The organism is Pseudomonas sp. Sample_22 (assembly GCF_004307635.1).
GTDB lineage: Bacteria > Pseudomonadota > Gammaproteobacteria > Pseudomonadales > Pseudomonadaceae > Aquipseudomonas.
This window is the reverse complement of sequence record NZ_RCNY01000081.1, coordinates 291,709-304,551: the sequence shown is the minus strand read 5'-3', so window position 1 is coordinate 304,551 and position 12,843 is coordinate 291,709. Positions and strand designations below refer to the sequence as shown.

Genomic DNA, 12,843 nt, shown 5'->3' with positions numbered 1-12,843 from the left:
TCAGCGACTTGATGCATATCAACGGTCGGTGTCTGGTGGTCTGCCGACAGGCCGGTATAATCGGCGCCCTTCGTTTTGAACCTTTTATCCCGTGGGCCACATGATCCTTCCCGAAATTCACGAGTTCCTTGGCTGTCGCACCCCTGACGGCTGGGTCCAGGCCGCGCTGGCCGATCAGGAAACCTTGCTGATCGACCACAAGAATTGCGAGTTCAAGGCTGCCAGCACCGCGCTGAGCCTGATTGCCAAATATCACTCCCACGTCGATCTGATCAATATGATGTCACGGCTTGCCCGTGAAGAGCTGGTGCATCACGAGCAAGTCATGCGTTTGATGAAAAAGCGCAAGATCGAACTGCGTCAGCTGTCCGCCGGGCGCTACGCGTCGGGCCTGCGCAAAGTAGTGCGTAGTCACGAACCGGTGAAACTGGTCGATACGCTGGTGGTCGGCGCGTTCATCGAAGCCCGCAGTTGCGAGCGTTTCGAGGCATTGGTACCGCATCTGGACGAAGAACTGGGCAAGTTCTATTTCGGCTTGCTCAAAAGCGAAGCCCGGCACTTCCAGGGATATCTGAAACTGGCTTACCAGTACGGGGATGCCAAGGACATTGCCCAGGTGATCGACAGGGTTCGCGCCGCCGAGCAGGCGCTTATCGAGTCGGCGGATGTGGAGTTCCGGTTCCACAGCGGCGTGCCGGTAGCCGCATAATCAAAAGATCGCACCGCTGACACTCAGCCACTCAACCCCAACCGTTCATGCCATTGGGCAATCGACTCTTCGGGATAAACATCAAACTGTTTGTCACCCGGTTCGACCTCTGCCTCGACCCAGGACGCTTTCGAACTGAGCATTAAATGCGTATGCACCGGCGGCACCGGCAGCGGTGTGTCGATGGCTGACGCAAACGGATGAATCAGTTCCGGCCATTCAGGGCTGAACAGCCACAATCCCGAGCCGCAAACCGAACAAAAATGGCGCTCGGCAGTGCTGCGGTGCGCCCGTTTTTCGCCGTCGCCCTTGAGCAGCGCATGGTAAATCGCGATGTTCTTGCGCCCGCGCACTTTCAGGCTGTTGGCGTCACCGGCGATATTGATCGAATAGCCGCCACCGCCCTGGGTCTTGCGGCAGATCGAACAGTAGCAACGTTGATAAGGGTAAGGGTGGGCGCTGGTCAGGCTGAACGACACCGCACCGCAATGGCAGGAACCTTCGAGTTGCATGGCGACCTCCGGCAGGCCATGGGTTTATCCCTTGAGCCTAGACCGGTACCAGAATCGTAGCGCCTGTCGCGAGCAGTTTCTCTATTTGCCCGCCACCCGCCACAAATACCACGCAGCGACCGTCCGATAAGGGCTCCACGCCAGTCCGATCTCGATCATCTGTTTGCGCGTCGGCTGTACGTCCAGACCTTTGAGTCGGCGATAACCCTCGCGGACCCCGAAATCGTCAGCCGGCAGGATATCCGGTCGATCCAGGCTGTAAATCAGCAGCATTTCAACGGTCCAGCGACCCACGCCGCGCAGGGTGATCAGGCGTTCGATCAACGCTTCATCATCCATGGCCAGCGCCGTGGTGTAATCCGGCACCACGCCATCCAGTGCCGCTTGGGCGATGCCCTGGATGGTCGCGATCTTGCTGGCGGAAAAGCCGCAACTGCGCATTTGCTCAAAATCTGTGAGGAGCAACTGCTCAGGGCGAGGAAATGCCTGCCCGGGAAACAACGCCAACAATCGCCCGACAATCGCATCACCGGCCCTGGCGTGCAGTTGCTGGTAGGCAATTGCCCGCACCAGCGATTCGTAGGGATCACGGGCGGCGTGGGGTTGATGCCGGCACGGGCCAACGGCGGCGACATGGCGCCGCCAGTCGTCGTCGATGGACGCGAGGAACTGCGTGGCGGGCATATAGGGGTCGGGCATCAATCATCCTTGCGTACTGACGAACACGGCTTGCGATCAGAAAGCCAATTGCCGGGTGATCTGGTCGGCGGCGCTTTCGAGTCTGAGCAAAAACGCCTTGCGCGGTTGTCCGCCACCATAGCCGGTCAATGAGCCGTCCGCCCCGATTACCCGATGACAAGGCACCACAATCGAAAGACGGTTCTGTCCATTGGCCAGGCCGACCGCACGACTGGCGCCGGGCTTGCCCAGCCTGGCCGCGATGGCGCCGTAAGTGGTGGTCTTGCCGTAGGGAATGAGTGCCAGCTCAGCCCAGACCTGCCGACTGAACTCGCTCCCGGGCAGGTGCAGCGCAACGTTGAATTGCGTCAGTTGGCCGTCGAAGTACTGCGCCAGTTCCTGTTCGATCTGATGCAAATGCCCATTGTGCCCAGGAGCCACGGCGTAGCCATAACGGCGCTGCAATTGCTCGACTTCCCGGGTCAGCGCCGGTCGGTCGAGAAACTCCAGCAATACCAGGCCACGACGTTCGGCCATGGCGATCATTGGCCCCAGCGGGGTCGTCAGGCGCGTGAACAACAAGGGCTCGCTGTTGGCGGCGCGTCCCGGGGTGATGTGAAACGACTTTTGAAAGGCATCGCGAAAGCCGCTCAGTGATTCGTAGCCGGAGTCGAACGCGGCGCTGTCGATGGAATCGCCCTGTTTGATTCCACCCAATGCCATGCCCAGGCGCCGGGTGCGCAACCAGGAGTGGAAGGTCATGCCGAAGTGCTGTTTGAACCAGCGACGCAGCTTCAGCGGCTCGATCCCTTCGGCCAGCAGTTGGGCGTCGGTCCAGCGCTGCTCGGGGTCGGCGTCCACCGACTTGAGCAGGTTCTGCACCCAGTCCGGCGCTATGGCGGCAGCGTCCAGCGGCTTGCACCGCAGGCAGGCGCGGTAGCCCGCCGACAAGCATTCATCGGCGTGGGCGAAAAACTCGACGTTTTCCGGTTTAGGCTTGCGCGCCGTGCAACTGGGGCGACAGAAAATCCCGGTTGTCTTGACCGCAGTAAAGAACACCCCCTCGTAGGCGGTGTCGCGTTCGAGCATGGCGCGGACCATCTCGGCATGGGGCGGAAGAAGCGTGGTTTGTAGGTTCATGAGCCCAGCATAGTGCGCGACATCGACAGCCTCCACCGCAAAATCGACAGAGAATTGCGCGCACACCCGTTCCTCAGGTGCGGCGTGCCAGCAATAAAACTGACGCCGCCGCCGACAACAGACCGGCGCAGCAGCGATTGAACATCCGTTTGCCCGACGGTTTGGCAAACCAGCGGCGCATGTGCAGACCCATGTAGGCATAGGCCGCGATAGCAACCCATTCGAGCATCAGGAACAACGCGCCCAGCACGGCAAATTGCGGCGTGATGGCGCGGGTCGAATCGACAAACTGCGGCAGGAATGCCGTGAAGATCAGGATCGCTTTGGGGTTGCCCGCCGCCACCAGGAATTCCTGCCGTGCCAGTGCCAGCATGCCGACCGGCGCACCGGTTACCAGGCTTTCTGCCCCAGGATCTGCTCGCCACAGCTGCCAGGCGAGATAGAACAGATACGCTGCGCCGAGAATCTTGATCCCGTAGAACAACAGCTCGGAGGTTTGCAACACCACCGCCAGGCCCGCCGAGGCGAGGGCAATCATTGCGGCGAATGCCAGCAAGCGCCCGATCCCGGCCAGGCAAGCGGTGCGGTAGCCATAACGGGTCGAATTGCTGACCGACAGCAAGTTGTTCGGGCCGGGCGCCATGTTCAGGGCGAAGCAGGCCGGGAGAAAGAGGCTAAGGGTGGCGAGGTCCATGGGGCAGGTTCCAGTTGCGAGAGCGGTATTTTTATCACAGCTGCCGCAACCTCGGACCCGTACAGTCACCGGCAAATTGGCCGAACATCATCGGGCGAATTTCTTGGCCCCGGCGACACACAGGATCACCGCGACCGTTACCCCAAGCATGCCGATGCTGACGTGTTCATGCAGCAGGGTTGCCGCCAGCGCCAGGCCAAAGAACGGCTGCAGCAGTTGCAGTTGACCGACAGCGGCAATCCCGCCCTGGGCGAGGCCGCGATACCAGAAAACGAAGCCAATCAGCATGCTGAACAGCGACACGTAAGCCAGGCTGAACCAGGCCGGTGTGCTGATGCCGTTGAACGACGCCGGCATCCGCCACCAGGCCAGTGCCGCCATGATCGGCAGTGCGAGCACCAGCGCCCAGGAAATCACTTGCCAACCACCCAGCGTGCGGGACAGCTTGGCGCCTTCGGCATACCCAAGGCCACAAGCGAGGATCGCCAACAACATCAGGATGTCGCCTTGAGGTGAAGCGCTCAGGCCTTGTGACGCGGCAAAACCAACCACCAGCAGACTGCCGAGCACCGAGAACAACCAGAACACTGGCCGTGGCCGTTCGCCACCGCGCAACACGCCGAACACCGCGGTGGCGAGAGGCAGCAGGCCGACAAACACAATGGAATGCGCCGATGTCACGTATTGCAGTGCCAGCGCGGTCAACAGCGGAAAACCCACCACGACGCCCAGAGCCACGATGATCAGCGGCACCAGTTGATGGCGCGCGGGGCGTTGTTCCTTGAACAACAGCAGCAGGCACAGCGCCAGAAGTGCGGCGAGGGTGGCGCGGGCCACGGTGAGGAACACCGGATCGAATTCCAGCACCGCCACCCGCGTTGCCGGCAGTGAGCCGCTGAAAATCACCACGCCGATCAGGCCATTGATCCAGCCGCTGGCATTGCTGTCCAGCGTGCGGTTATGCAGGTTCGAAGTCCTTTCCATGTTCGCTCTCACTCATTGTTTGATTGCACGAAAGTCATGGTAGGGTTGGCAATCGATACAATCAAAAAATTGTCATGGATACATCGCCTCATGCCGAAATCCCGCTATAAAACCCTGGTTGACAGCTTTGCCGCCGACATTCGCGCGGGGCGTTTGCCGCCGGGTACACGGCTGCCGACCCACCGCCAACTCGCCACCGAGCATGGCCTGGCGCTGGTCACCGCCAGCCGGGTGTATGCCGAGCTTGAAGGCATGGGGCTGGTCAGTGGTGAAACCGGGCGCGGGACCTTTGTCCGGGAGACATCGCTGCCGCCTGGCCAGGGCATTTCGCAATCCGTGGTAGCGGCGGGGATGATCGACCTGAACTTCAACTATCCATCGCTGCCGGGCCAGGCCGACCTGTTGCGCCAGGCATTGCGTCAACTGGCATTGTCCGGGGACCTGGAGTCGTTGTTGCGTTATCAGCCCCACGCCGGGCGCTTGCACGAGCGGGCCTCGGTTGCACGCCACCTGGGTGAGCGCGGAGTGAACGTACCGGCCGAACAGGTACTGATCGTCAGTGGTGCCCAGCATGGATTGGCCGTGGTGATGATGACGTTGCTCAAACCCGGCGACGTGATTGCCGCTGATGCGTTGACCTATCCCGGGTTCAAGACCTTGGCCGAAACGCTGCACCTGGAGGTTTTGCCCATTCCTGTCACGGACAAAGGGCCGGATCTGTCAGCCCTGGACAAACTGTGCCGCAGTCGTCCGGTGCGGGCGGTGTACTCGATGCCAACCTTGCACAATCCGCTGGGTTGGGTGATGGACGCCGAGCAGCGTGAGCGACTTGTAGCGATTGCGCGTCAGCATGACCTGATGATCATCGAGGACGCGGCCTACGCATTTCTCGCCGAGAACCCGCCACCACCGTTGGCTGAAATGGCGCCGGAAAGAACCGCGTACGTTAGCGGTTTATCGAAGAACATTGCCACCGGATTGCGCGTCGGTTTTATCGCAGCCCCCACTCACTGGATCGCGGGATTTGAACGCACCGTGATGGCGACGACCTGGAACACGCCGGGGGTGGTGACGGCTATCGCCACGGCCTGGCTGGATGACGGCACGGTGTACCAACTGGAAGCACAAAAACGTGCGGATGCGCAGGCCCGGCAGGCCATTGCCCGCGAGGTGCTGGCGGGCCTGAGCATGGTCAGCCATCCGTCTTCGTATTTCGTCTGGCTGCCGTTGTCCGAAGACGCCCGGGCCGACCGGATCGCCATGGCGCTGATGCGCGAACAAGTGTCGGTGTCGCCTGCCGAGCCCTTCGCAATCACCCCGCATGTACCTCACGCCATTCGCCTGGCGCTGGGTTCGGTAGACATGGATTCCCTGCGTCAGGCATTGATCAAAGTGAAGAGGGTGGTGGGCTACTTCGCCTGACGGTTGATCTGAGGGTAGTTTTGTTCAATACGCGCACCACCGGGCGCTTTACCGTGGCGCCTGGTTCATTTGACTGAAAGTAGGTGTGCGATGAGTTTGATCATGTCCATGGCGGCATTTGCGTTAGCCGCTTCGATCACCCCGGGGCCGGTGAATATCGTGGCCTTGAGTTCCGGGGCGCGCTTCGGTTTCAAGGCCAGCCAACGGCACGTGGCCGGGGCGACCCTGGGATTCGTATTGCTGTTGGTGTTGATGGGGTTGGGCTTGCACCAGTTGCTGCAGCGTTGGCCCGCCATGACCCAAGTGGTGCAGTGGGCCGGCGTGGCATTCCTGTTGTACATGGCTTTCAAACTGGCGGCCGACGATGGGCAGCTGGAGGCGAATGATTCAGGTCGCGCGCCGTCGATGCTCTACGGCGCGGTCATGCAATGGCTCAACCCGAAGGCCTGGCTGGCCTGCGTGGCGGGCATGGGCGCGTTCGTTGCCGATGGCGAGGCGCGGTTGGTGTGGCAATTCGCGGCAATCTATCTGGTGATCTGCTATTTGTCGGTCGGTTGCTGGGCTTATGCCGGGACATTCTTGCGCGGCTATCTGAACAATCCGGCAAACATGCGCTGGTTCAACCGGAGCATGGCGTTGCTGCTGGCGGTGAGTGCGGTGTACCTGCTGCTCCCTTGATCAACCGCGATACTGACCTGGCGTCGCTGCCAGATGCTGCTTGAACGCCCGCTGAAAATGCGCCTGATCGGCAAAACCGGCCTCCAGCGCTACCTCGGCGATCAGCTTGCCGTTACGCAACTGATCGCGGGCGAACTGGATGCGCCGGTTGACCAGGAAAGCATGGGGCGTCATGCCGTAGTGCTGCCTGAACGCACGGATCAGGTAGGACGGTGACAGCTGCGCCGCTGCGCAAATATCTTCGAGCTTGAGCATTTGCGTGCAATGTTCGCGGATGAATTCGGCGGCGCGTTCCAGTTTGAAATTCGGTTCGCGCAATGGCTGTTCGACGGGGTTCAGTCGCTGTTGCACATCGCTGAAAAACTCCACCGCAGCACTGTGCTTGCGCAGCACGTCCTGTTGCTGATCGACCAGCACCTCATAAAAGCCCAGTAGACCCGCAAACAGATCAGCGTCAGCGGTATGGGTGATCGCAAAGCGGCGAAACGCCAGGTCATCGCTGAACCCCAACTGATGCTGCAAGTCGGTCAGCCATGCAGTCTCGACATACAGCATCAAGTACGACCAGGGCTCGTCATCGATCGGATTGCAGGCATGCACGTCGCCTGGGTTCATCAACACCACGGTACCGGCGTTGACCTCGAGTTGCGAGTGCTCGTGGACATAGGTGCTGCGCCCGGCAGTGATCGCACCGATGGAAAAGTGCTCGTGGGAATGCCGGGTGTAGCAGACCTCGCGCCCGTCGGCGATGGCGCGTGCTTCGATGAAGGGCAGGGCGTCATCACGCCAGAAGCGCGGGGCCTTGTCGGTATCCTTGGGCTTTGAGAGCTTCATGGTCAATCCTTGGCAGGTTCGCCTCGGAGTGTATTAGCTCTCACCGTCAAAGGCTCGTTTCAGCGTGGCGATATCGAGCTTTTTCATCTGCATCATCGCGGCCATGGCGCGTTGGGATTTGTTCGTGTCCGGGTCTTTGAGCATCTCCATCATCGCCACGGGCACGATCTGCCACGACACACCGTACTTGTCTTTGAGCCAACCGCATTGCTGGGCCTCGACCGGTCCACCCGCAGACAGCCGCCCCCAGAAATGGTCGACCTCTTCCTGGGTCTGGCAGTTGACTTGAAAAGAGATCGCCTCGTTGAACTTGAACTCAGGGCCACCGTTGAGTCCGGTGAACGTCTGTCCGTCGAGTTCGAAGCTGACCGTCAGCACGGAGCCTTCGGGGTGACCATGGATTTCTTGTCCGGCCTTGCCGTAGTGCGTGATGGCGGTGATTTTTGAGTGATCGAAGATCGCGCAATAGAACTTCGCAGCCTCTTCAGCCTGGCCGTCGAACCACAGGCACGGCGTGAGTTTTTGTACGTGGAGCATGGCGGGTCTCCTTGGCAGGTTTTTGCATGCTGGACTTTCAGCGTAGCCAGCCGCGGCCTCTAGGGTGGTGCCGTAGATCGACAAGTGTGCAAGCAGATGTTGTGGGGTTGAAGTCAATATGACTATTCAATGAGTCGTAAAGACAATTATTGGGCTGAGTCGTTTTGACTCGGTTTTGTTAAGTGATTGATTATCAACGGCTGAATTTCTGGCACGGGACTTGATACCTCTCCAGTACAACTGAACTGCTACAGGAGTACGGAAAATGTTCCATTTCTTCAGCAATCCTCAGAATGTTCTGCAGCTTTCCCGTCGCGTGCTCGTGACTGGCCTGGCGATGCTAATGGCAGGCATCTACGGCGCTTATCTCTATGAAGGCCATCTGTCGATCCTGGCGCTGGTGTCGCTGCACGCGATGACTATCGTTGGGCCGACGCTGCTGAAAATCGGCTATGTCATGCGCCTGCTGTCCCAGCACCAGTTGTACAGGCCTTTCTCGAAGGTGATGGTTTGATGCGCAAACTGGCGGCTGCGCCGATTTTCAGTCTCGGGTTTCGTCCATTCTTTCTGGCGGGCGCGGCGTTCGCTGCGTTGGCGGTGGCGATCTGGGCCTTGTGGTTGTACGGTCGATTGCCTGGCGCGCAACCGGTGGGCGGCATGCTTGCCTGGCATCGGCATGAAATGCCGTTCGGGTTCGCCGTGGCGATCATCGCCGGCTTCTTGCTGACAGCCGTACCGAACTGGACAGGTCGGCCGGGGCTCAACGGGTGGCCATTGATCGCACTGATGCTGGTGTGGCTGCTGGCGCGTCTTGCCTGGGTCCTGCCGGTGTCGCCTGCTGTGTTGCTGTTGTCGCAGCTTCCGTTTTTACCCTTGTTGGCCTGGGTGCTGGGCCGTGATCTGGTGGCTGCCGGCAAGCGCGACAATTATCCGGTTTTGTTGATGGTGACGTTGCTGGCCGGGTGTCAGGCCATGACACTTTGGGGCCTCTGGATCGAAGAGCTCGATCTGCAGCGGCGTGGAGTGCTGGCGGCGTTGTGGCTGATCGGTGCGTTGATGAGTGTGATTGGCGGTCGAGTCATCCCGTTCTTCATTCAGCGTGGATTGAATCGGCCGGCTTTACCGGCAGCCAATCCATGGCCGACCCGGGTCTTGTTGGTGAGTGGTTTGCTGGTCGCGCTGACATTCCTGGTGGGTTTGCAGGACGTGCCCAGGCTGTGGCTGGCGGCGGTGTTTGCGCTGATGGGGTTATTGCATTCGTTTCGTCTGTGGCGCTGGCATGATCGAGGCCTGTGGCGGGTACCGCTGTTGTGGTCGTTGTATCTGTCTTACGTCTGGTTGGTGGTAGCGGTTTTTGCCATGGCGCTGTGGCACCTCGGGTTGATGGCGCAACAGAGTCTGGCCACTCATTCGCTGGCGGTCGGTGGTGCGGGTGGGTTGATTTTGGCAATGATTGCCCGGGTCAGTCTGGGGCATACCGGGCGCGCGTTGCAGCCTTCCAGGGTTGTGGTGATGGGGTTTGTGCTGATTCTGCTAGCGGGTTTGTCGCGGGTAGTGCTGGTGCCGTTTTCCGGGTTGGGACTCGGGCTTTCGGCGTTGTTGTGGTGTATGGCGTTTGCGGTGTTTTTGTTGCGTTATACCGGGGTTTTGATGGGGCCAAGGGTTTAGAGCTTGCGAAAATTGAGTCGGTTGACCCACCGCGTGCTCGCGAAAAACGTCCGGCCAACGCGATCATTCAGACAGTGCGCGTCATCGTTAACGTCCATCGCGGGCAAGCCCGCTCCCACAGGGACCTCTAGCGCCTCAATCCCGTGTATGACCGGGATCACTGTGGGAGCTGGCTTGCCAGCGATGGCGGCCTGACAGGCACCACAAAACCCACCATTGGTGACCGGTGGTCGATACACCCCGGCCATCAAGTCATTTTGCGCTTAGCTGTAGGGATAACCCGAGGCGGCGCACAGGGATCAGATCACCGCAGCGACGCCCCTTCAGAACACCGTGAGTCTGAGGACCTTCGCAAATGCTGACCCTGAATATCAATGGCAAGGACCAGGAACTGGATGTCCCCGCGGATATGCCGCTGCTCTGGGTCTTGCGTGATGTTGCTCACCTGACCGGGACCAAGTTTGGCTGCGGCATGGCCCAGTGCGGCGCCTGCACCGTGCACGTCGACGGCACGCCGCTGCGTTCCTGCATCACGCCGGCCACCGCAGTGGCTCACGGGCAAAAAATCCTCACGATCGAAGGGCTCTCCCTCGACGGTTCGCACCCAGTACAACAAGCCTGGGCCGAACTCGATGTGGTGCAGTGCGGTTACTGCCAGTCAGGGCAGATCATGTCGGCCGCGGCGTTGTTGGCGAAGATCCCGAAGCCGACCGATAGCGACATTGATCAGGCGCTGTCGGGCAATATCTGCCGCTGCGGCACTTACCCGCGGATCCGCGCCGCAGTCAAACGCGCTGCCGAACTGGGTTGAGGTGATTATGGACAGTCTCAATCCGCTTTCACGTCGCGGTTTTCTCAAGGGCACTGCCGTGCTGGGTGGGGGGCTGGTGGTGGCGTTCGTCATCCCCGGTGCCCACCGTTTTGCCGGGGCGGCGGAGAATCAGGGCAATGTGTTTGCGCCCAATGCATTCCTGCGGATCGGCAATGACAACAGCGTTACTGTACTGCTCGGCCATTCGGAAATGGGCCAGGGCATCTGGACCGGCCTGACCATGTTGATCGCCGAAGAGCTGGATGCCGACTGGTCGAAAATCAAGGTCGAGCATTCGCCAGCCTCGGCTGCCGATTACGGCATGGCCGGGTTCGGCGGGATGCAGATCACCGGCGGTTCCACCTCGACCTGGATGGAATTCGATCGGTATCGTCAGGCCGGCGCGGCGGCGCGGTTGATGCTGATCGATGCCGCGGCCAAGCGTTTCAATGTGCCGCCTTCGCAGATTCGTACCGAATCCGGCGTGGTCATTGCCGGCGACCAGCGCGCCACGTACGGCGAGTTGGCGGATGATGCTGGCAAGTTGCCTGTGCCGGACCCGGCGTCGATCAAGCTCAAGGAAGCCAAGGACTGGAAGCTGATTGGCAAACCCACCAAACGCCTGGACACCCCGGAAAAAATCACCGGTCGGGCGAAGTTCGGCATGGACGTGCAGTTCGACGGTTTGCTGACTGCCATGGTCGCCCGATCGCCAGTGTTCGGTGGCCAAGTCAAATCCTTCGAAGGTGCCGAGGCGTTGGCGATACCGGGCGTGCACAAAGTGGTGCAGGTGCCGACGGGCGTGGCGGTGATTGCCGATCATTACTGGGCGGCGAAGCTCGGTCGCGATGCCCTGCACGTCGATTGGGACCTGGGGCCGAATGCCGGTCTCGACAGTCAGAAGCTGCTGGAAAACTTTCGCAAACTCGCCGCCACCCCAGGCTTGCCCGCCAGCAAGGCAGGGGATGCCCAGGCTGCGTTGGCCAAGGCTGCAAAGAAGCTTGAGGTCGAGTACAGCGTGCCTTACCTGGCCCACGCGCCGATGGAACCGCTCAACTGCACCGTAAAGATCACCCAGGATAAATGCGAGATCTGGACGGGCACGCAATTCCAGACCCTGGACCAGATGATCGCCGGGAAAATCACCGGTCTTAAACCCGAGCAAGTCGAAATCCACACCGAATTCCTTGGGGGCGGTTTCGGCCGACGGGCCAACCCGACCTCGGATTTTGTCGCCGAAGCGGTGCACGTGGCGAAAGCGGCGGGTGGACCGGTCAAAACCGTGTGGGCGCGGGAGGACGATATTCGTGGCGGTTATTACCGCTCAGCGTTCCTGCACCAGGCACAGGTCGGGTTGGGTGCCGATGGGCTGCCGGTGGCGTGGAAGCACGTATTGGTCGGGCAGTCGATCATGGCCGGCACTTCGCTCGAAGCGAGCATGGTCAAGGATGGCATCGACAAAACCTCGGTCGAAGGCGTGGCGGACAGTCCTTACCTCGCGGGAATGGCCGATCATCAGGTGGATCTTCATTCGCCGCAAACCGGCATCAGCGTGTTGTGGTTGCGTTCGGTGGGGCACACGCATACGGCTTTCGTCATGGAATCATTGATCGATGAATTGGCCGATGCGGCGGGCAAGGACCCGGTGGAATATCGACGGACACTGCTCAAGGAGCACCCGCGTCATTTGGGTGTCTTGAACCTGGCCGTGGAAAAGGCCAACTGGAAAGCGCCACTGCCGGACGGTCATGCCCTGGGCGTGGCGGTGCATGAATCCTTCGGCAGTTACGTGGCGCAGGTCGCCGAGGTGTCCCAGGACAACCTGGCAATCCGCGTGCATCGCGTGGTATGCGCAGTGGATTGCGGGATCGCGGTCAACCCGCAAAGCATCGCCGCGCAGATGGAGTCAGGCATTGCCTTTGGCCTGGGTTTCACCCTGCACAGCCATCTGACGTTCAATGAGGGTCAGGTGGTGCAGTCCAATTTCCATGATTATCAAGTGCTGCGGCTCAACGAGATGCCGATAGTGGAAGTGCACATCGTGCCCAGCAGCGACAAGCCTGGAGGGATCGGCGAAGTCGGCGTACCGCCTACCGCACCGGCAGTGGCCAATGCGGTTTTTGCCTTGACCGGGCAACGCCTGCGGGAATTGCCGCTGCAACTGTCGGGGGTGTGA

The 12,843-nt window shown here is 60.5% G+C and carries 14 protein-coding genes; 7 read left to right on the top strand and 7 right to left on the bottom strand.

The features are described 5' to 3' along the window. Nucleotides 1-100: 100 nt before the first annotated feature. On the top strand, nt 101-709 hold the full coding sequence (miaE, locus tag D8U73_RS21225) for a tRNA isopentenyl-2-thiomethyl-A-37 hydroxylase MiaE (RefSeq protein WP_056855580.1): 609 nt from the start codon (nt 101-103) through the stop codon (nt 707-709). Between the two features lie 23 nt (nt 710-732). Here miaE and D8U73_RS21220 read toward each other — a convergent pair whose 3' ends face one another. From D8U73_RS21220 to D8U73_RS21200, 5 genes are all read right to left on the bottom strand, one after another. Then, nucleotides 733-1,221, bottom strand: coding sequence for a GFA family protein (locus tag D8U73_RS21220; RefSeq protein WP_056855579.1), 489 nt, complete (start codon nt 1,219-1,221; stop codon nt 733-735). Nucleotides 1,222-1,302: 81 nt separating this feature from the next. Beyond that, the gene (locus tag D8U73_RS21215) at nt 1,303-1,920 is read right to left on the bottom strand and encodes a DNA-3-methyladenine glycosylase (protein ID WP_130905693.1); all 618 of its coding nucleotides are present in this window, start codon (nt 1,918-1,920) and stop codon (nt 1,303-1,305) included. A gap of 36 nt (nt 1,921-1,956) precedes the next feature. Then, entirely contained in the window at nt 1,957-3,039 is a 1,083-nt protein-coding gene (locus D8U73_RS21210; protein ID WP_130905692.1) for a bifunctional transcriptional activator/DNA repair protein Ada, read from the bottom strand. Nucleotides 3,040-3,112: 73 nt separating this feature from the next. After that, a complete protein-coding gene (locus D8U73_RS21205; protein ID WP_056855577.1) occupies nt 3,113-3,733 on the bottom strand; it encodes a LysE family translocator in 621 nt (206 codons plus the stop codon). Nucleotides 3,734-3,820: 87 nt separating this feature from the next. Continuing rightward, nucleotides 3,821-4,717 (bottom strand): DMT family transporter, encoded by an 897-nt coding sequence (locus D8U73_RS21200; protein ID WP_130905691.1) that lies wholly within the window; start codon nt 4,715-4,717, stop codon nt 3,821-3,823. 90 nt (nt 4,718-4,807) lie between these two features. Here D8U73_RS21200 and D8U73_RS21195 point away from each other — a divergent pair, with 90 nt between their 5' ends. Both D8U73_RS21195 and D8U73_RS21190 read left to right on the top strand, forming a co-directional pair. Continuing rightward, entirely contained in the window at nt 4,808-6,139 is a 1,332-nt protein-coding gene (locus tag D8U73_RS21195) for a PLP-dependent aminotransferase family protein (RefSeq protein WP_130905690.1), read from the top strand. A gap of 90 nt (nt 6,140-6,229) precedes the next feature. Further along, nucleotides 6,230-6,817 carry a LysE family translocator gene (locus tag D8U73_RS21190; protein WP_130905689.1) on the top strand — a complete coding sequence of 196 codons (588 nt, stop codon included), beginning with the start codon at nt 6,230-6,232 and terminating at the stop codon, nt 6,815-6,817. Here the strand turns inward: D8U73_RS21190 and D8U73_RS21185 are convergent, their stop codons facing one another. Next, nucleotides 6,818-7,651, bottom strand: a complete 834-nt coding sequence (locus D8U73_RS21185; RefSeq protein ID WP_130905688.1) for an AraC family transcriptional regulator — start codon at nt 7,649-7,651, stop codon at nt 6,818-6,820. 33 nt (nt 7,652-7,684) lie between these two features. Then, complete coding sequence (locus D8U73_RS21180) at nt 7,685-8,188, bottom strand: VOC family protein (protein ID WP_056855572.1); 504 nt, start codon at nt 8,186-8,188, stop codon at nt 7,685-7,687. 265 nt (nt 8,189-8,453) lie between these two features. Here D8U73_RS21180 and D8U73_RS21175 point away from each other — a divergent pair, with 265 nt between their 5' ends. The 4 genes from D8U73_RS21175 (at nt 8,454) to D8U73_RS21155 (ending at nt 12,843) form a co-directional block, all read left to right on the top strand. After that, complete coding sequence (locus tag D8U73_RS21175) at nt 8,454-8,702, top strand: transmembrane sensor/regulator PpyR (protein ID WP_130905687.1); 249 nt, start codon at nt 8,454-8,456, stop codon at nt 8,700-8,702. Then, entirely contained in the window at nt 8,702-9,856 is a 1,155-nt protein-coding gene (locus D8U73_RS21170) for an NnrS family protein (protein WP_130905686.1), read from the top strand. Before D8U73_RS21175 ends, D8U73_RS21170 begins: the two co-directional genes overlap by 1 nt. Nucleotides 9,857-10,211: 355 nt before the next feature. Further along, complete coding sequence (locus D8U73_RS21160) at nt 10,212-10,667, top strand: (2Fe-2S)-binding protein (protein ID WP_056855569.1); 456 nt, start codon at nt 10,212-10,214, stop codon at nt 10,665-10,667. 7 nt (nt 10,668-10,674) lie between these two features. Beyond that, entirely contained in the window at nt 10,675-12,843 is a 2,169-nt protein-coding gene (locus tag D8U73_RS21155) for a xanthine dehydrogenase family protein molybdopterin-binding subunit (protein ID WP_130905684.1), read from the top strand.

What these genes read in the sequence shown, in the direction of transcription:
- D8U73_RS21170 (WP_130905686.1), top strand. Translation starts at nt 8,702, where the DNA reads ATGCGCAAACTGGCGGCTGCGCCGATTTTCAGTCTCGGGTTTCGTCCA.
- D8U73_RS21180 (WP_056855572.1), bottom strand. Translation starts at nt 8,188, where the DNA reads ATGCTCCACGTACAAAAACTCACGCCGTGCCTGTGGTTCGACGGCCAG.
- D8U73_RS21175 (WP_130905687.1), top strand. Translation starts at nt 8,454, where the DNA reads ATGTTCCATTTCTTCAGCAATCCTCAGAATGTTCTGCAGCTTTCCCGT.
- D8U73_RS21215 (WP_130905693.1), bottom strand. Translation starts at nt 1,920, where the DNA reads ATGCCCGACCCCTATATGCCCGCCACGCAGTTCCTCGCGTCCATCGAC.
- D8U73_RS21155 (WP_130905684.1), top strand. Translation starts at nt 10,675, where the DNA reads ATGGACAGTCTCAATCCGCTTTCACGTCGCGGTTTTCTCAAGGGCACT.
- D8U73_RS21190 (WP_130905689.1), top strand. Translation starts at nt 6,230, where the DNA reads ATGAGTTTGATCATGTCCATGGCGGCATTTGCGTTAGCCGCTTCGATC.
- D8U73_RS21160 (WP_056855569.1), top strand. Translation starts at nt 10,212, where the DNA reads ATGCTGACCCTGAATATCAATGGCAAGGACCAGGAACTGGATGTCCCC.
- D8U73_RS21210 (WP_130905692.1), bottom strand. Translation starts at nt 3,039, where the DNA reads ATGAACCTACAAACCACGCTTCTTCCGCCCCATGCCGAGATGGTCCGC.
- D8U73_RS21195 (WP_130905690.1), top strand. Translation starts at nt 4,808, where the DNA reads ATGCCGAAATCCCGCTATAAAACCCTGGTTGACAGCTTTGCCGCCGAC.
- D8U73_RS21200 (WP_130905691.1), bottom strand. Translation starts at nt 4,717, where the DNA reads ATGGAAAGGACTTCGAACCTGCATAACCGCACGCTGGACAGCAATGCC.
- D8U73_RS21220 (WP_056855579.1), bottom strand. Translation starts at nt 1,221, where the DNA reads ATGCAACTCGAAGGTTCCTGCCATTGCGGTGCGGTGTCGTTCAGCCTG.
- D8U73_RS21185 (WP_130905688.1), bottom strand. Translation starts at nt 7,651, where the DNA reads ATGAAGCTCTCAAAGCCCAAGGATACCGACAAGGCCCCGCGCTTCTGG.
- D8U73_RS21205 (WP_056855577.1), bottom strand. Translation starts at nt 3,733, where the DNA reads ATGGACCTCGCCACCCTTAGCCTCTTTCTCCCGGCCTGCTTCGCCCTG.
- miaE (WP_056855580.1), top strand. Translation starts at nt 101, where the DNA reads ATGATCCTTCCCGAAATTCACGAGTTCCTTGGCTGTCGCACCCCTGAC.